Consider the following 17,786-nt stretch of genomic DNA (forward strand, 5'->3'; position numbering starts at 1 on the left):
GTTATAAATTCTGATTTTTAAAAAAAGAGAAAGCGGAATGCCCATACTTACGCTGCTCAACAAACGCGGGATGGTTTGTTAAATTTTGCATAGACTGGTGTTCTACTATCAGCAGGCCATCCGGTGTTAACAGGTTCTTTTCAAATATAATTTTAGGGATCTCCGGGATTTGGTTCATATCATACGGAGGATCGGCAAATATCAGGTCATATCGGGCAGTTTCCAGTTGCAGATATTTAAAGATATCCGCCTTGAATGTTTTAATTTGATTTAAACCATGCTGGCGCGCCGTATCCTTAATATAATTGATGCATTGAAGGCTCCGGTCAACGGCCGTTACCTGTTTGGCGCCGCGCGACGCAAATTCATAGCTGATATTGCCGGTGCCGCAAAAAAGGTCAAGCACGGCAATGTCATCAAATTCAATTTGGTTTTGCAGGATATTAAACAGCGCCTCTTTAGCCAGGTCAGTAGTAGGACGTACCGGTAGGTTTTTTGGCGGATTTAACCTTAGTCCTTTTAAAGTACCTCCGATGATTCGCATAATGATAATGCAGCTAAAGTCAGCACCTGTTGTGAGTTTATTTGCTCCGGCAACTCTAATAACTGCGGATTAAAGAAAGTAACATTCGGGAAAAACTCTGTTAAACGAATACTGAATTTATCTTCGGGTTTAACGCTGCCGCTTAATTTAAGGTGAACGTTATAAGGATATAACCCCAGTTCCTGAACCACCAAAGCTGCGTAATAGGCAAGGTCATCTTCGTTTTGAAACTCAAAACTATTATAGAAACGGATAGTTCCGTTTTTTAAACAGAGGAACTCTGCCCTGCCATTTTCTGTGTGCAGGTAAATATCTTCGCCGGTAGGATTATTTTCCGCAGCGGCCGTTATCCAGCCTTTGCCGATGTAAACTGCGTTGTCCAGGTCAAATTTTTCCACTGCCGACACTATTTTTTCATCAACCTTATAAATAATAAAGTTTTGCGTATCCAGTGGTTGTGCAAAAACTTTTTCGTCGGGCTTTACGTCCAGCAAACGGGCATAATTGGCTGCCTGGTTTTTACTGAAAAGCGGGGCGGGTACCAAAGTAAAACCGTTAGCCGGTAAACCAATAATTACCTTTTTATAGGTTGCGGTAAGTTCATTTGCCAGTTCCTGCGGATCAGAAAGCTCGGCCAGGTTACAATTGGCATCCCAGGCCAGCAGTTGTTTTTTATACGTTATGGCGTACGAGAATGACATCGCGTCGACCTGTATCAATAACGTATAGTAGTACGCCTCGTTCAGATTAAATGATGGATCGCGGAAGGTGTAAATTTGTTCGCTCATGCTATTAACAAAAGTAATATTTTTTGAATTACTTAGGTTAGTTATCCGCATTTTTGCAAAGTGTCCGCAACAGATCAAATCCGCAAAGCTTTTCCGCACGAACCTACTGCCCAGCAGCAACAGCTGTTTGGCCTGTTAAATGATTTTTTGTTTAAGGACGAAGGCGACGAATGTTTTATACTTAAAGGCTATGCCGGCACCGGTAAAACAACTATTGTTGGCGCGCTGGTAAAAGCGCTGCGCACCTACAATTATAAATCAGTGTTGCTTGCGCCTACAGGGCGCGCAGCTAAGGTTATTACTGCTTATTCAGGCCGTAAGGCATTCACCATTCATAAACGCATCTACCGCAAAAAAACAGCCCTGAATGTTGATGAAACATTTATGATAGCCGATAACCTGGCCAGCAACACGCTGTTTATTATTGACGAGGCCTCGATGATCTCTGATCAGCTAACCGGCAATAATCGCAACACGTTGTTGTATGATCTGGTTAAATATGTCTACAATAAAAAAAACTGCAAACTGATGCTGGTGGGCGATACCGCGCAGTTACCACCCGTAGGGTCGGACGACAGCCCGGCGCTTAATGAGCAGCTAATAAAAATTGATTATGGTTTAAATGTTTTCAGCTATGAGCTGACTGACGTATTGCGCCAGCAAAAGGATTCGGGCATTTTATTTAATGCCACCAATATCCGGGATATAATTCGCCGCCGACTGGAGATCATTCCGCAGATCACCACAAAAGGCTATACGGATGTATTTAGAATGACCGGCGAGCGGCTGGAAGAGGGCCTGGAATATGCCTATAATAAATATGGTGTTGAAAGCAGCCTGGTGATTTGCCGGTCGAACAAAAACGCCAATCTGTACAATAAACAGATACGTGCCCGCCTGCTTTGGCGCGAGGAAGAGCTGACCGGCGGCGACCAGTTAATGATTGTGAAGAACAATTATTTCTGGCTGCAGGATCAGGAGGAGGGTAGCACCGGTTTTATTGCCAACGGCGACATCGCCAGGATCAGAAAAGTACGCAGGATAGAGGATATGTACGGTTTCAGGTTCGCCGATGTGCAGCTGGAATTTATTGATTATGCCGAGGACCCGGTTTTGGATTGCAAAGTATTGTTGGATACCCTGTATGCTGAATCACCGGCTTTACCACACGAAGACCAGAAACGGCTGTATACGGAAGCCATGAAAGATTACGATCATATCCCCAACAAACGCGCAAAGCATCAGGAACTAAAGCTAAATCCCTATTACAACGCCCTGCAAATAAAATTTGCTTATGCCATTACCTGTCATAAAGCGCAGGGCGGGCAATGGGACGCGGTTTTTGTTGATCAGGGATATTTGACGGACGAGATGGTGAATACGGATTTTCTGCGCTGGTTTTACACCGCCTGCACCCGCGCCACCAAAGAATTGTTCCTGGTGAATTTTAACGATAAATTTTATGGCGGCCCGGTTGAGCAACCATTTTAATAGCCTGCCTGTAATTGGATCAGGAAGGTGGTGCCTTCACCCTCAACACTGTTTACACTGATCTTACCTTTATGGCTTTCAATAATCTGTTTCACTATGCTTAAACCCAGGCCCGTAGATTTTTCGCCTTTTAACCCGGCGCGGCCGGCTTTACTAAAGCGATCGAAAATATGCGGTACCAGATCCTGGGGGATACCCAAACCCTGATCTTTAACTTCAATCGTAATTAATTTATCTTTCTGATTAAGTCGTAGTTCTACCTGGTCAGTTTCTTTTGAAAATTTAAGGGCATTGCTTATCAAATTATCAAGTGCCCTGGTAAATTTTTCAACGTTTAACTGCGCATATAAAGGGTTAATGGCGCTGGTCAATATAATTTTAATGGGGTTTTGTATTTTCCAGGCTTCTATTATCCCTTTCAGATATTGATTAAGCTCTGTCTTTTCGGTTTCCACGATATTGATATTTTCGTTTCTGGCGGCTTCCAGCAAGTCATCCAGAATGCCGCGCGCTTTGGCGCACGACTCTTTGATCATGTTTACATTTTCCTGCATGTCCTCATCAATTTCGTCCAGCTCTATCATCATGGCAATGGATTCAACCGCGCCGATCGGGTTACGCAGGTCATGCGCTACCATACCCAGTACCTGGTTTTTAAATTCGCCCGCTTTTTCAATCTCGATATTTTTGCTGCGGATCTCAATGATCTGTTGATAATAGCTGGCCTTGTAGGAGAAGAAGTAGCGTGATATTAAATAAAACCCGGCCAGCAAGACAACAGATATCAACTGGTCATATAACATGCTGGTAGCATCCGCATGGGCATACAAAAGCATAGCGGTAAATGCAACTTCGGTAAGGATCAAAAGCACGATCACTTCATCATATTCAAAAACACACATTACGCTGATCACACATAGCGCTATCAGATAAATGGTTAATGCATTGCGCGGATCGGATGTAACTATAAAGCTGGAGTACATTCCGCATAAAATAATATAAAACGAAAACAAAAATACAAACATGATCATACCGGCGGTAGCCTTTTTCGTCTTCCTGATCCGGCCGATAAGTAAATGGCTTATCAGGAAAAAAACCGGCGTTAAAATGATATATATCCAGTTAGTGAAGTCAAATTCGGGAAAATTCTGGGCCTTGGTAACACTTATGGGTAATGACCAGGTTAATATCCTTAATGATATATTAATCATGAAAAATATAAGCGCGCAGTTACGTATCGATAATAAATTTTGCAGCGTATAATAATTGCGAAATGCCGAACGGTATTTTCCGGGTAAACTTCTAAAAAAATGGAGATTCAATGTAATAATTTTGGGTAACCAAAAATATTAAAAATAGTGAATTGATTTATGTCTGAGATCATTTTTTTACCGTTCATTAATCAAACTTTAACCCGATTAATTAGTTGTAAATTAGACACATCAAATTAAACCCAGGCGACAAAAAGACATATATATTTATCTTAAAATGACATTATTTCACAAATTAAGCAATGGCAGGTATTTTGACTAACTTTAAACATGAACTTTAACAATTTTACCATAAAGGCCCAGGAAGCTGTACAAAAAGCTTCAGAGATTACAACCGGTAATCAGCAGCAGGCTATTGAGCCTGCGCACCTGCTAAAAGGTTTATTATTGGTTGATGAGAATGTTATTACCTATTTATTGAAAAAGCTGAATGTAAACATCAACCGGCTTAACGAAACACTGGACGAGCAGATCGCTTCATTCCCGAAAGTTAGCGGCAGCAATGTTTACTTGTCATCAACGTCAAACTCGGTATTGCAAAAGGCAACCGGCTATTTAAAAGAGTTTAAAGACGAGTTTGTCTCGGTCGAACATATATTATTAGGTATTTTAGGTGTAAGCGACAAAACCAGTTCGACGCTCAAAGATTTGGGGGTAAATGAAAAGGACCTTAAAAAAGCCATCGTCAGTTTACGGGGCGACAATAAGGTTACCGATCAAAATGCCGAAGCGACCTATAATGCACTAAACAAATATGCCCGTAATTTAAATGAGTATGCCGAATCAGGCAAGCTCGACCCGGTTATCGGCCGTGATGACGAGATCCGTCGTACCATACAAATCTTATCGCGCCGCACCAAAAACAACCCGATATTGGTTGGCGAACCCGGTGTGGGTAAAACCGCTATCGCCGAAGGCATTGCCTTCCGGATTATAAAAGGGGATGTGCCCGAGAGTCTGAAATCAAAAACCGTTTACTCGCTGGATATGGGCGCACTTATTGCGGGTGCCAAATACAAAGGCGAGTTTGAAGAACGCCTTAAAGCAGTAATCAAAGAAGTTACCCAGGCTGATGGCGAGATCGTGTTATTTATTGACGAGATCCACACCCTGGTAGGTGCCGGCGGCGGCGAGGGCGCTATGGACGCCGCTAATATTTTAAAACCGGCCCTGGCACGTGGCGAGCTAAGAGCCATTGGCGCGACAACGCTTAATGAGTATCAGAAATATGTTGAGAAGGATAAAGCCTTAGAACGCCGTTTCCAGATGGTTTTAGTTGATGAACCTGATACTGCCGATGCGATTTCTATCCTGCGTGGATTGAAAGAGCGCTATGAGGCACATCATAAAGTCCGTATTAAAGACGAAGCGATAATTGCCGCTGTCGAGATGTCGCAGCGTTATATATCTGATCGTTTTTTACCGGATAAAGCTATTGATTTAATGGACGAGGCTGCATCCAAACTGCGAATAGAGATGGATTCGGTACCCGAAGTGGTTGATGAGCTGAACCGCCGGATCATGCAGTTGGAGATTGAACGTGAAGCCATCAAACGCGAAAAGGACGACAAGAAGGTTAAAGACCTGAGCGAGGAAATAGCTAACCTGTCTGCCGAGCGTGATTCATTACGCGCCAAATGGCAGGGCGAAAAAGATGTGGTTGACGGTATCAACTTAAAAGTTGAGCAGATAGAAAACTATAAACTGGAAGCGGACCAGGCCGAACGTGCCGGAGATTATGGCAAAGTAGCCGAGTTGCGCTACGGCCGTATCCGCGAAGCACAGGAAGAAGTTGAAAAACTAAAAGAAGCGCTACTGACTAATCAGTCGAATAGCCGAATGCTGAAAGAGGAGGTAACTTCCGAAGATATTGCCGGTGTTGTTTCCCGCTGGACGGGGATCCCGGTTTCAAAAATGATCCAGAGCGAGCGCGAGAAGCTGTTGAGCCTGGAGGATGAGCTGCATAAACGCGTTGCCGGTCAGCATGAAGCCATTGAGGCCATAAGCGATGCTATTCGTCGCAGCCGTGCCGGTTTACAGGATAAGCGTAAACCAATTGGTTCGTTCATCTTCTTAGGAACTACCGGCGTTGGTAAAACAGAATTAGCCAAAGCACTGGCCGAATACCTGTTTAACGACGAACACGCTATGGTACGGATAGATATGAGCGAGTACCAGGAGCGCCATGCTGTCTCCAGGCTGATAGGAGCGCCTCCGGGTTATGTTGGTTATGATGAGGGCGGCCAGTTAACTGAAGCCGTACGCAGAAGGCCTTACAGCGTTATCCTGCTGGATGAGATCGAAAAAGCGCACCCTGATGTATTTAACATCTTATTACAGGTATTGGATGATGGCCGTTTGACGGATAATAAAGGCCGCGTGGTAAACTTTAAGAATACCATTATCATCATGACGTCCAACATTGGCTCACACATTATCCAGGAGAACTTTCAGGATTTTGATGAAAACGATAAAGACGAGGTTATCGCCAAAACCAAGGGCCAGTTGTTTGAGGTGTTAAGGCAAACCATTCGCCCAGAGTTTTTAAACCGGATCGACGAGATCATCATGTTTACACCACTTAGCCGCGACGAAATAGGGGAGATCGTAAAACTGCAGTTTAGAGGCGTACAACAAACATTGGCTGAAATGGGAATCGTTATCGAGGCATCAGATGAAGCATTAGACTGGTTGGCCCAATTAGGTTACGATCCGCAATATGGTGCGCGTCCGTTAAAACGGGTAATCCAGAAACGGATCCTGAATGAACTATCCAAGCAGATCCTAGCGGGTAAGGTCGACAAAGACAGCAAGATCAAACTGGATATGTTTGATAACCAGTTTGTGTTTTTAAACACAGGTGAAGTAGAAACTGCGGAGAAGTAATAAAATAATTAACTCAATATATATTAAGGAGCTGCCCGTTTGGGTGGCTCTTTTTGTTTACAGCTTTCTGTCATTTCGAAGCGTAGCGAGAAATCTTAAACGCTTTATCAGCAGATCACTCGTTGAAGGTTTCTCACTCGTTCCTCGTATCGAAATGACACTATCGGTTATCTTTTATTATCCCCTTCGCAAACTCATCCGTCCTCATAAATTCATAACCTTTTGATTGCGCCCAATGGATAAACGCTTTTATCTTTTTCACATAATCATCGCCCGAATTTTTAGAAACATAGTTTGGAAAGCCAAACCGTTCGGGTTGTTTCAAATCAGTAAATTCCCAGGGGTGAAAGTATAGATTCAAATAACCATCCTTACGATGCGCTGCCGCACTCATAAATTTGATAATGCTTAACGAGACATTATGAAACGTCAGCCAAAACAACGGGAAGCGAACTAATGGCGATACCGAAGCCGGAATCTGTAAAACGCCGTAATCAAAATACCAGGCGCGTGGTTTCTTTAAATTATTGTATCGGCCGGGAATGAAAGTTGGGTTCATGGATGTGTTGTAAGCATAACCCGCTTTGGCTATCTCCGCCTCATCAACCGGCATCATCCGCGCCATACGGAAACCGGTTACTTTGGTGCCCGAAATTTCTTCCAGCTTAACTTTTGATTGCGCGAGGTGCTCCACCTTAAAATCAGAATGGTAATAACCGTGCGATGCTATTTCATGCCCGCCGGCGACCATTTTGGCTATAATATCAGGTTTGTTAACGGCGTAGTTTGCGGTACAAAAAAAAGTAGCCTTTATGCCGGCGGTTTTCAGCAGCTCCAGTATTAAGAGCGTACCGGTGGTTGATATGGCCAGCTGCTCATCAAAAGGCAGGGTCTTACCATACTCAAGCGGCATATCAAATTCTTCAACATCAAACCCCAGTAGAATCATTTCTCGGTTTTAACAAGTTTGTTGAACGGATAATATAATTAGGGCGGTGTTTGGTCTGCAAAAATATCTTACCTAAATACGAGCCGATAATACCCAATACCAATAGCTGCAGGCCGCCAAAAAAGGCCACAGTCGCAATTAACGATGCCCAGCCCGAAACAGCATCAAAGCCGTAAAAATAGCTGATAAAGATATACGGGATGTATAGCAGTGCAGACAGCGAAAAGAACAGGCCCAGCCCGGTGGCTATATATAGCGGCCTTACGCTAAACGCCATTATACTGCCAACTGCCAGTTTAACCAGTTTAAAGAAAGAATAGCTGGCTTCGCCGGTATGGCGTGCGGCGGGTGTGTAGGGGATACCTATTTGCATAAACCCAACCCACTTTACCATCCCCCTGAAAAATATTTCGTACTCGGTAATCTGCCTTAATTCGCTGACAACCTTTTTGTCAAGCAGCCTGAAATCCGATATACCGTTTTCTAAGGTAATATCAGATAAAGCATTTATACCCTTGTAAAATAGTTTGGACCCGAACTTTTGAAAATTACCAACATGGGGATTTGAATCTTCACGATACGTATAAACAATATCGTAACCATCCTCCCAGTATTTTAACATTTGCGGCAGCAAGTGGGGGGGATGCTGCAAATCGGCATCCATTGTAATAACCGCGTCGCCCTTGGCCAGGTCAATTCCGGCTTTCAGGGCATAGTCCTTCCCGAAATTTTTTGACAGCTCGATATAAAAAACATTGGGATGGGTTGCCGCCAGTGCTTTTAATTCGCCCAGTGTATTGTCCTTGCTGCCGTCATTAACAAAAAGGTATTCGTAATCGTAACCTGTTGCTGTTAATGATTTGTCCAGCTCGGTAACCAAATGAGCGATATTATCTTCTTCGTTATAAGCCGGTATTATAATTGAAAGCTTCTTTTTCATGCCGATACTGCAATTATATCCTTATTTGTGAACTTTCTGAACAATGCTTCGTAAATAATTTTCAGCCATATTACAAAACAAGGCAGGGCCTTTAAAGCATAGGGCATCACATAGTTATCTTTTAAATACCTGGGGAAAAGATCAGACGGCGAAAGACTGGTTAATATAAAAGCAAATACCAATAAACCGATGTCAAACTTTGAGACCGGCCTTTCGCAATTGATGAACCAGATGGCTACGCCGACAAAAGCAATAATATAGGTTGGCGACTCTGACCCGGTACTAAAGATCACCGGAAATATTAAGGTAGAGGCTAAAATTAACAACTGGTAATTTAAATTACTGAAAAGCTTAAACCTTAAGTAGGACAACGCAAAAAGCACTACCCCGGGCAACAGCACAACCAGGTTGGACAGATCATGAAAAGCAATCTTACGAACCATGCCCATTACCGATACGTCCTCGCGGGTTGACGCTATATTGGTTAGATTTTTACCCTGCAGGTCAACATACCAGTCATGATAGGTTTGAATGATAAATTTAGGTGACGAGATCAGCATTGGCAATACAAATAAAACCGCCGACCAGAATAAGAATGAGCCAACCAGTTTCAGCTTATTGTTGGAAAAGAAAAAGAACGCCAGCCCGACAATACCGTAAAGCTTAATAAAAGTGCCCAGGGCAATCATCAACGCCGCCCAAAAATCCTGTTCTTTTTTGATAAAGATGAAGCTGAATAAGATCAGGGCCGCTATCAGCGGGTTAATCTGTACGTTGGCTGCCGATGTCATCAGCTCATGCGCGCATAACAGCACGATGAGCAGGTAATGACTGTTTTTTACAGGTAGTTTTTGGATAGCAAATAGCAATAACCAGGCGGTAAACATTACCCAAAGCACCACACCCAGGGCATCGGGCATTAAGGCAAACGGCCCTATAATGTAGGCAAATACCGGCCCGTAATGATTAAGGTCGAAATAATGTTCGGGATAATAGGCGTATAAGTTTTGCTGATGTATAACGTGGTAAAAGTTATACTTATAAACAAAGTAATTATTGTGGATATGGCTATGGCCTAAAACCACACTTTTACCAACGGCAAACAGGCTTAAACCAAACCATAAGGCAATAACAAAAGGTTTGCTTATTAAAAATTTAGCAAGTTTATTTATAAACACAGGGGTATTATTTAGTGCCGCAAAAATAGATAAAAATTGCAAACATTGGTTTGTACTTAATTGGTTAACAGGTTTAGGTTTCAAACATAATAAAAAAAGGGGCTCTTTTAAAAGAACCCCTTTGCCACCTAACTAAAAAAAATCAGGTATTATTTTTGTGCCGGTGCTAAACTGACCCCTGTTAGCTGGTCGGCGAAAGCGACAAACGCCTTGTCCCCGGATATACGCGATTGGTTTTCAATCAGTTTTTGCAGGTTAACCTTACCGGTAACATATTTATAGTTGCCCGAGTAGTAACGCTCATTTATGGTCTTAAAATCCAGCAGTTTAACCAATTCTTCGTCTTCATAACGCAGATAAATATTTAGCTCAATATCATTGGTAAAGTTTAAGCCTTTGCTGCTTTTTGTCTTTTTGTACTCATACTGATAATCGTAACGCAGGGCGGCAATGTCAGACAGTACGGCCGAACCGGTAGGGTGGCCACCGGCGCCTTTACCAAAAAAGAATTGCTGATCGGCAAACGCGGCCTGCACCGTTACGCCGTTATATTCGTACTCAACATTATATAAAAACTCGGTTTCGTTTACAAACTTTGGTAACACAAACAGGGTTACATGCTCGTCATCCAGTTCTTTGGCAATAGGTACCAGTTTTATTTTCAGGTTCTTTTCGCGGGCGTACTGGATATCCTGCGCCGCCAAATTCTGGATCCCCAGATTAAACACCTCCTCCGGGTCTATTACCACGCCATAAGCATGCGCAGCGGCAATAATCAGCTTGTATTTGGCATCATAGCCGCCAACGTCGCTAATCGGGTCAGTCTCGGCAAAGCCAAGGTCCTGTGCCTGTTTAAGCGCGGTGCCGTAATCCATGTTCTCTAAAAAACCTTTGGAAAGGATATAATTGGATGAGCCGTTAAAAATCCCGCTTATAGAGTGCAGCAACTCGTTATCATAATACTCTTCCAGATTACGGATAATTGGGATACTGCCGCAAACAGCGCCTTCATATAATAACGAAGTACCGTATTCATGCTGCAGGGCGATCAATTCGTCCAGGTGCAGGGCAATCATCTTTTTACTAGCCGACACCACATTTTTGCCGGTTTTTAAAGCGGTAGATACAATATCAAACGCGGCCTCGGTATCATTGATCAGTTCAATAATGGTATTGATCTCCGGGTTGCCCAGCAGTTCGTTTTTATCGGTAGTGAAATAATGGGCCGGCAATGAACGCTCTTTGGTGGCATCCTTAATGGCTATCTTTTTTATTTCGAGGTTTAGATTTTTTGTTCTGATGATATCGTATAATCCCTGGCCGACAACGCCGAAGCCAAACAGGCCGATATTTAGTTTTTTGCTCATTATGCTATTTGCTGTAATTGGATGATCTTTCCTTTTACGTCTGTTTTAAAAAATGATGTGATAATATTGGTTAATGCTTCTGTTTCAATTAAAAAACCGTCGTGACCGTAGTACGAGTCGAACTCGGCAAAGGCCGATTTAGGGATATGCTGAAATAAATATTGTTGCTCTTCGACGGGGAACAGCAGGTCTGATTTGATGCCGATAACCAGTGTCCTTGATTTGATCAGGCTCAATGCCTTCTCAACGCTGCCCCGGTTGCGGCCCACGTTATGCGAGTCCATTGCTTTGGTTAAATACCAGTAACTATAAGCGTTAAAACGGGCAACCAGTTTATCGCCCTGGTAATTTTGATAGCCTGCGGCTTTATAGCCGTCGGTAAGCTTGTCATTATCTTCCTGCTGGCTGATACCGTAAGTTTTATAGCCACGGTAAGAAAGTAAGGCAATACTGCGTGCAGCTTTTAAGCCTTTTGCACCGCCGGCAGGGCTGTTTGCCAGGAAGGTTCTGTCGGCAGCGATGGCTAAACGCTGTGATTCATTAAATGCGATGCCCCATGGTGAATGTTTGGCATTTGCAGCAATTAAAATCAGGTTCCTGATAAAATCCGGTTCTATGATGGCCCATTCCATAGCCTGCTGGCCGCCCAGTGAGCCGCCAATTAACGTATGAATGCTTTCAACGCCTAAATGTGCAGCCAGTAACTGCTGCGATTTGATCATATCGCGCACAGTTACCTGCGGAAATGCCAGGTAATAGGGCTGACCGGTTGTCGGGTTAATGGTTAAAGGCCCGCTTGAGCCATAAGCCGAACCCAGCATATTAGCGCAAACAATAAAATGCTCTGCGGGATTAAAGTAATCGTTATCGCCAAAAAGACCCTTCCACCAATCCAGCACGTCCGAATTTGCAGTGAAGGCGTGGCATACCCACACCACGTTGTCCTTGTTTTTGTTTAGCTTACCGTAAGTATGGAAACCCAGTTCCAGCCGGGGCAGTTGATAGCCCGATTCCAGCTCAAAAGGTTGCTCGTACTTAAATATTTGTGTATTCATTATAAAATCTATTAGGCTCTCCCAAAAAAAAGAGAGCCATTTATTGATTATGCCAACTGGCCCGCCAGTTGTTTTATTTTACTAAATGCCTGTTCAAAGTCTGCTTTAATATCGTCAATATGCTCAATACCAACCGCTACACGTAACGACGTCGGCGTAACCCCCGCTGCTAATTGCTCTTCGTCAGACAATTGCTGATGCGTAGTGGCAGATGGCTGGATAATCAGTGTTTTGGCGTCGCCTACGTTAGCCAGGTGACTTACCAGTTGTAAGCTATCTATAAATGCGCCAGCGTTTTCTTTATCGCCTTTAATCTCAAAAGACAATACGGCGCCAAAGCCGTTCTTTAAATATTTTTTTGCAAGTTCATGATAAGGAGACGAAGCCAGGCCCGGGTAATTAACTTTACTAACCTGCGGATGCTGCGCTAGCCATTCGGCCAGCTCAAGCGTATTGTCAACATGGCGCTGAACGCGTAATGACAGGGTTTCTAAACCCTGCAGCAATAGCCACGAATTGAATGGCGATTGCGACGCGCCAAAATCACGCAATCCCTCAACACGGGCGCGAATGATGAACTGGATATTGCCAAACGGGCCGCCAATGCCAAATACATCGGCAAAAACTAATCCGTGGTAACCTTCGGATGGTTCGGTAAACTGCGGGTATTTGCCGTTGCCCCAGTTATAATTACCGCCGTCGACAATAACACCGCCGATAGAGGTGCCATGACCGCCGATCCATTTGGTAGCCGACTCGACCACTACATTTGCGCCATGCTCAAACGGGCGGAACAGGTAGCCGGCAGCGCCGAAAGTATTATCCACAATTAAAGGCAGGTCGTGCTTTTTGGCCAGTGCGGCCACTTTATCAAAATCAGCAATGGTAAAGCCCGGGTTGCCTATAGTTTCAAGGTATATGGCTTTTGTTTTATCGTCTATTAAAGCCCCGATATTTTCGGCGGTATCGTCTTTCGCGAAACGGGCCTCGATGCCCAGGCGCTTAAAAGCAACTTTAAACTGGTTGTATGAGCCGCCGTACAGGAAAGGAGAGGTGACAAAGTTGTCGCCAACCTGCAATATATTGTTTAATGCTAAAAACTGGGCCGACTGGCCTGATGCTGTAGCCAATGCCGCTACGCCGCCTTCAAGCGCTGCTATCCGTTTCTCAAATACATCCGTAGTTGGATTCATGATCCGGGTGTAGATGTTGCCAAACTCTTTAAGCGCAAATAAATTGGCGCCGTGCTCGGCATTTTTAAATGCGTATGATGTTGTCTGGTAGATAGGCACCGCGCGCGAACCTGTAGTTGGGTCAACTTCCTGACCGGCGTGTAGTTGTAAGGTTTCAAATTTTTGAGTAGCCATGATTTTTTTGTTTTAAAGGTTTAATGAATTTTAACAATTGATTATGTTTTGGCAACCGGATAAATTTATCCATTGACAGAACACGTGTTTTTTTTCCGGGAATAGAAAAAGGGAAACGTATTAACTGCGCAATCAGCAACAGCAACACATACAGCAATTAAAATTGGCGTATATGCGTGATAAGCCTTTTTGGGCGTTAATAATGTTTACAGGGATGGTGTTTGTTAAATTTTCCATGTTGTTAATTTATATTTCCCGGGATATTTACCGGGCCAGGAATTGGCACCTTCTCTAACCTTAGAGGGTTGCCAGCGGGTCACGGAGCCTGATCTCTCGCCGCTTCTTTATAAATCAAAACCTTGTGAGGGAATTGATCATGGGTATTGCTACCGATTATGGGTGCAAATTAAGTGGTTTATTATTATTAAAGCAAATTAATTTGTTATTTAGGGCCAAAGGTCCCTTTATATATAAAAAAAGTAATGGCCTTTTACCCTTTACCCTTTACCTTTAGCCTTTAACCTCAGGCCAACGCCTGCTCCAAATCCGCAATCAAATCATCAATATGTTCCAAACCTACCGATACCCTTAACAGGTTAAACGGGGTTTGGGTATCCGGCCCTTCAACAGTGGCACGGTGTTCAATCAGGCTTTCTACGCCGCCAAGGCTGGTGGCCCTGGTAAATAGTTGTACTTTATTAACCACCCGGTTAGCTTCATCCCGTCCGCCTTTTAATAAAAAGGACAGTACAGCGCCAAAGCTGATCATCTGATCTTTGGCTACTGCGTGATTTGGGTGCGATGGCAGGCCGGGATATAAAACCTGCTCAACCTTGGGATGCTTATTTAAGAAACCGGCCAATAACTGTGCGTTGTGTACATGGCCGCGCATACGGTAAGGTAATGTTTTAATACTGCGCACCAGGTAATAACAATCCATAGGCGACGGGATAGCGCCGCCATAGGTTTGTACATCACGGATCTTTTGCCACCAGTCACTGTTTTCGGCAGTTATTAAGGCGCCTCCCATCAGGTCGCTGTGCCCACCAAAATATTTGGTGGTTGAGTGCATCACCAAATCAGCGCCTAAAGCAATCGGTTGCTGGCAAATAGGCGTGGCAAAGGTGTTATCGCAGGCTACTTTAATGTTGTGCTGCCTGGCTATCGCAACAATCTTTTTAATATCAGTTACTTTAAGTAAGGGGTTTGACGGGGTTTCGATCCATATTAAACCGGTGTTTGGCTTAATGTGTGCCTTTAAAATATCACTATCATCAACATTAATAAAATCAAACTCCAATATCCCGGTAAATAAGTTTTTCAACTGGTTACGTAAACCATGGTACATATCATCAGGCGCAATAATATGTGTACCGGGTTTTAAGGATTGAAAAACGGCCATCCCGGCAGCGTTGCCCGACGAAAAAGCCGCGGCATCCGCGCCGCCTTCTAACTTTGCCAGTACATTTTCTAATGAGGTGCGGTTTGGGTTGGCCGCGCGGCTGTAAATATAACCCTCACGGAAACTGCCATCCTCCATTCGCTCAAACGTGGTTGACATGGTGATGGGTTGAATAACTGCACCCGTTGTATTATCGGTATGGTTACCGGCATGTATGGCTATCGTTTCCGTTTTCATGGCGCAAATTTAAAATTTTTGCCGTGCTTTTTGTAATGATGCTTTAATAACGACAGGTATGGAATATTGGGAACGATAGATTTAAAACTCTGCGCCGGGATATGTAAATGGTTTCAGCCGTATGACTTGTCTTCTGAAACAGGGTGATCCACTTTTACTGATCCGCTCATTAAAAAAAGACAAAAAATAGCCTGTTTTTAATTATTTGATTATAAACTAGTTGTTAAAGTTTTGAACTTAAAATACCTGACGAATAAGACTGATCCAAAGTGATCCGCTTTTTTAGTTAAAATATTCATTACCAGTTTATTACTTAAATAGGGTGATCCGGGTGATCCACTATTTAACGGATCAGCAAACTCATATTAAATGTTACACCACCATTACATTAACATTTGTTATTTTTGGCAAAAGTTTTTTTAATGAGAACTGAAGACAGGTTACAAGTATTATTGCAGGATCCGGATTTATCTGCTGATTTAAAACACATCGCCAACAAGGTGCTCAACCATGAGCGCATCACTTTTGACGAAGGTGTTTTACTTTATGAAAAAGGCGAATTAGGCTACCTGGGCGTTTTGGCCAATTATATCCGCGAGGAGCGTCATGGCGACAAGACGTATTTCAACCGCAACTTCCATATCGAACCCACCAACCTTTGTGTATACGATTGTAAGTTTTGTTCGTACTCGCGCCTGCTGAAACAGAAAGAGCAGGGCTGGGAGTATACAATGGACGAAATGTTTGACATGGTGACGAAATATGATAACGAGCCGGTTACCGAGGTGCATATTGTAGGCGGCGTATTGCCCCAGTACGATGTTCCGTTTTATGTGGAACTGTTTAAACGTATAAAGGCCCACCGCCCCGGTTTGCATGTTAAAGCATTAACCCCGGTTGAGTACCATTACATCTTCAAGAAAGCTAAGATCGATTATGCAACAGGCATGAAAATGATGCTGGATGCCGGCCTGGAGTCGATCCCCGGCGGTGGGGCCGAGATCTTCCACCCCGAGATCAGAGAGCAGATAGCCAAAGACAAGTGTACCGCCGACCAGTGGCTGGCCATACACGAAGAATGGCACAAGCTGGGCGCACGCTCAAACGCTACCATGCTGTATGGCCATATTGAAAAATACTGGCACCGGATAGATCATATGGACAGGTTGCGCCAGCTACAGGATAAAACAGGCGGTTTTCAAACATTCATCCCGCTGAAGTTTCGTAACCAGGATAACCAGATGTCGCATGTGCCGGAGTCGACCGTGGTTGAGGATCTTCGTAATTATGCCATATCGCGCATCTACCTCGATAACTTTGATCATATCAAAGCCTATTGGGCAATGATAAGCCGTACTACCGCCCAGTTATCCCTGAATTTTGGGGTTGATGACATAGACGGAACGTTGGACGATACGACTAAGATCTACTCGATGGCCGGAGCCGAAGAGCAAAACCCCGGCATGAGCACCAAACAGCTGGTTGAGCTCATTAAACAGGTTGGCCGTTACCCCATAGAACGTGATACACTCTACAACGTGGTTACCGACTATAACGACTATCAGTTTGCCGAAGAGCCCAAGCCGCAGTATTATAAGCTGCCGGTTATTAATTAGTTGATCGGTCATTAGTCGCTGGTCATTGGTTAAATTACTGATGACTAATCACCAATGACCAATGACAAATAACATGATAATAAAGACACTATACATTGTCCGCCATGGGCAAACCGATTTAAATAAGCAGGGCATAGTACAGGGCAGGGGCAGGGACACCGATCTTAATGACGAGGGCCGCAAACAGGCCGGCCAGTTTTATAATGCCTACAAGTCTGTCCCGTTTGATAAGATCTATATATCAGAACTTAAGCGCACCCAGCAAAGCGTACAGCAGTTTATTGACCTGGGTATCCCTTACGAAAAGCTGTCCGGCCTGGATGAGCTGGCCTGGGGCGTATATGAAGGCATGCCCAGCACACCCGAGACCAAGGCCGCCTTTTTAATTATGATGCGGAAGTGGGTTGCGGGCGAACTGGACAGTAAGTTTGAAAACGGCGAAAGCCCTAACGAAGTCAGGCTCAGACAACTGGAAGCCCTGCAGATTATCATGAGCCATACCGAAGAGACTAATGTACTGATCTGTATGCATGGCCGTGCGATGCGTTTGTTTTTATGCCTGCTAACCGGCAAGCCGCTTACCCAGATGGACTGCTTCCCTCACCAAAACCTGGTATTATATAAAGTTACTTTCGATGGCGATAAGTTTGAGATCGTCAGCTTTAATAATGCCGAACATTTAAAACACGACTAAC

At 43.9% G+C, this 17,786-nt stretch carries 14 protein-coding genes and 1 riboswitch; of the genes, 4 read left to right on the forward strand and 10 right to left on the reverse strand.

Going from position 1 to position 17,786, the window contains the following annotated elements; all coding sequences use genetic code 11:
* Position 1: 1 nt before the first annotated feature.
* Complete coding sequence (gene rsmD / locus LJ658_RS13755; RefSeq protein WP_230547098.1) at positions 2-544, reverse strand: 16S rRNA (guanine(966)-N(2))-methyltransferase RsmD; 543 nt, start codon at positions 542-544, stop codon at positions 2-4.
* Positions 520-1,332 (reverse strand): DUF3822 family protein, encoded by an 813-nt coding sequence (locus tag LJ658_RS13760; protein WP_230547099.1) that lies wholly within the window; start codon positions 1,330-1,332, stop codon positions 520-522. The genes rsmD and LJ658_RS13760 overlap by 25 nt, the downstream gene beginning before the upstream one ends.
* Before the next feature lie 60 nt (positions 1,333-1,392).
* Here LJ658_RS13760 and LJ658_RS13765 point away from each other — a divergent pair, with 60 nt between their 5' ends.
* Entirely contained in the window at positions 1,393-2,823 is a 1,431-nt protein-coding gene (locus LJ658_RS13765; protein ID WP_230547100.1) for an AAA family ATPase, read from the forward strand.
* Here the strand turns inward: LJ658_RS13765 and LJ658_RS13770 are convergent.
* Complete coding sequence (locus LJ658_RS13770) at positions 2,820-4,034, reverse strand: sensor histidine kinase KdpD (RefSeq protein WP_230547101.1); 1,215 nt, start codon at positions 4,032-4,034, stop codon at positions 2,820-2,822. The genes LJ658_RS13765 and LJ658_RS13770 overlap by 4 nt on opposite strands.
* Positions 4,035-4,364: 330 nt before the next feature.
* On the opposite strand from LJ658_RS13770, the gene clpB reads away from it, so the two are divergent.
* Positions 4,365-6,980 carry an ATP-dependent chaperone ClpB gene (clpB, locus tag LJ658_RS13775; RefSeq protein WP_230547102.1) on the forward strand — a complete coding sequence of 872 codons (2,616 nt, stop codon included), beginning with the start codon at positions 4,365-4,367 and terminating at the stop codon, positions 6,978-6,980.
* A 160-nt stretch (positions 6,981-7,140) separates the two neighbouring features.
* Here clpB and LJ658_RS13780 read toward each other — a convergent pair whose 3' ends face one another.
* From LJ658_RS13780 to LJ658_RS13810, 7 genes are all read right to left on the reverse strand, one after another.
* The gene (locus LJ658_RS13780; RefSeq protein WP_230547103.1) at positions 7,141-7,929 is read right to left on the reverse strand and encodes a polysaccharide deacetylase family protein; all 789 of its coding nucleotides are present in this window, start codon (positions 7,927-7,929) and stop codon (positions 7,141-7,143) included.
* Positions 7,910-8,869 carry a glycosyltransferase family 2 protein gene (locus LJ658_RS13785; RefSeq protein ID WP_230547104.1) on the reverse strand — a complete coding sequence of 320 codons (960 nt, stop codon included), beginning with the start codon at positions 8,867-8,869 and terminating at the stop codon, positions 7,910-7,912. The genes LJ658_RS13780 and LJ658_RS13785 overlap by 20 nt, the downstream gene beginning before the upstream one ends.
* Positions 8,866-10,047 (reverse strand): glycosyltransferase family 87 protein, encoded by a 1,182-nt coding sequence (locus LJ658_RS13790; protein ID WP_230547105.1) that lies wholly within the window; start codon positions 10,045-10,047, stop codon positions 8,866-8,868. The genes LJ658_RS13785 and LJ658_RS13790 overlap by 4 nt, the downstream gene beginning before the upstream one ends.
* 149 nt (positions 10,048-10,196) lie before the next feature.
* Entirely contained in the window at positions 10,197-11,414 is a 1,218-nt protein-coding gene (locus tag LJ658_RS13795) for a homoserine dehydrogenase (protein ID WP_230547106.1), read from the reverse strand.
* Positions 11,414-12,469, reverse strand: a complete 1,056-nt coding sequence (gene metX / locus LJ658_RS13800) for a homoserine O-acetyltransferase (RefSeq protein WP_230547107.1) — start codon at positions 12,467-12,469, stop codon at positions 11,414-11,416. Before metX ends, LJ658_RS13795 begins: the two co-directional genes overlap by 1 nt.
* Before the next feature lie 47 nt (positions 12,470-12,516).
* The gene (locus tag LJ658_RS13805) at positions 12,517-13,836 is read right to left on the reverse strand and encodes an O-acetylhomoserine aminocarboxypropyltransferase/cysteine synthase family protein (RefSeq protein ID WP_230547108.1); all 1,320 of its coding nucleotides are present in this window, start codon (positions 13,834-13,836) and stop codon (positions 12,517-12,519) included.
* Between the two features lie 243 nt (positions 13,837-14,079).
* Positions 14,080-14,189, reverse strand: a riboswitch (SAM riboswitch).
* Positions 14,190-14,359: 170 nt separating this feature from the next.
* Positions 14,360-15,475: a PLP-dependent aspartate aminotransferase family protein gene (locus tag LJ658_RS13810; RefSeq protein WP_230547109.1), complete on the reverse strand. Its 1,116-nt coding sequence runs from the start codon at positions 15,473-15,475 to the stop codon at positions 14,360-14,362.
* A 422-nt stretch (positions 15,476-15,897) separates the two neighbouring features.
* Between LJ658_RS13810 and mqnE the strand changes: the two genes are divergently transcribed.
* Both mqnE and LJ658_RS13820 read left to right on the forward strand, forming a co-directional pair.
* Positions 15,898-17,091: an aminofutalosine synthase MqnE gene (mqnE, locus tag LJ658_RS13815; RefSeq protein ID WP_230547110.1), complete on the forward strand. Its 1,194-nt coding sequence runs from the start codon at positions 15,898-15,900 to the stop codon at positions 17,089-17,091.
* 73 nt (positions 17,092-17,164) lie between these two features.
* Positions 17,165-17,785: a histidine phosphatase family protein gene (locus LJ658_RS13820; RefSeq protein ID WP_230547111.1), complete on the forward strand. Its 621-nt coding sequence runs from the start codon at positions 17,165-17,167 to the stop codon at positions 17,783-17,785.
* Position 17,786 lies beyond the last annotated feature (1 nt).

It is taken from the genome of Mucilaginibacter sp. UR6-11 (assembly GCF_020880695.1).
GTDB lineage: Bacteria > Bacteroidota > Bacteroidia > Sphingobacteriales > Sphingobacteriaceae > Mucilaginibacter.

Excerpts from the sequence above, each read along its gene's own strand:
- rsmD (WP_230547098.1), bottom strand. The coding sequence starts at position 544 with ATGCGAATCATCGGAGGTACTTTAAAAGGACTAAGGTTAAATCCGCCA.
- LJ658_RS13760 (WP_230547099.1), bottom strand. The coding sequence starts at position 1,332 with ATGAGCGAACAAATTTACACCTTCCGCGATCCATCATTTAATCTGAAC.
- LJ658_RS13770 (WP_230547101.1), bottom strand. The coding sequence starts at position 4,034 with ATGATTAATATATCATTAAGGATATTAACCTGGTCATTACCCATAAGT.
- clpB (WP_230547102.1), top strand. The coding sequence starts at position 4,365 with ATGAACTTTAACAATTTTACCATAAAGGCCCAGGAAGCTGTACAAAAA.
- LJ658_RS13780 (WP_230547103.1), bottom strand. The coding sequence starts at position 7,929 with ATGATTCTACTGGGGTTTGATGTTGAAGAATTTGATATGCCGCTTGAG.
- LJ658_RS13785 (WP_230547104.1), bottom strand. The coding sequence starts at position 8,869 with ATGAAAAAGAAGCTTTCAATTATAATACCGGCTTATAACGAAGAAGAT.
- LJ658_RS13795 (WP_230547106.1), bottom strand. The coding sequence starts at position 11,414 with ATGAGCAAAAAACTAAATATCGGCCTGTTTGGCTTCGGCGTTGTCGGC.
- metX (WP_230547107.1), bottom strand. The coding sequence starts at position 12,469 with ATGAATACACAAATATTTAAGTACGAGCAACCTTTTGAGCTGGAATCG.
- LJ658_RS13805 (WP_230547108.1), bottom strand. The coding sequence starts at position 13,836 with ATGGCTACTCAAAAATTTGAAACCTTACAACTACACGCCGGTCAGGAA.
- LJ658_RS13810 (WP_230547109.1), bottom strand. The coding sequence starts at position 15,475 with ATGAAAACGGAAACGATAGCCATACATGCCGGTAACCATACCGATAAT.
- mqnE (WP_230547110.1), top strand. The coding sequence starts at position 15,898 with ATGAGAACTGAAGACAGGTTACAAGTATTATTGCAGGATCCGGATTTA.
- LJ658_RS13820 (WP_230547111.1), top strand. The coding sequence starts at position 17,165 with ATGATAATAAAGACACTATACATTGTCCGCCATGGGCAAACCGATTTA.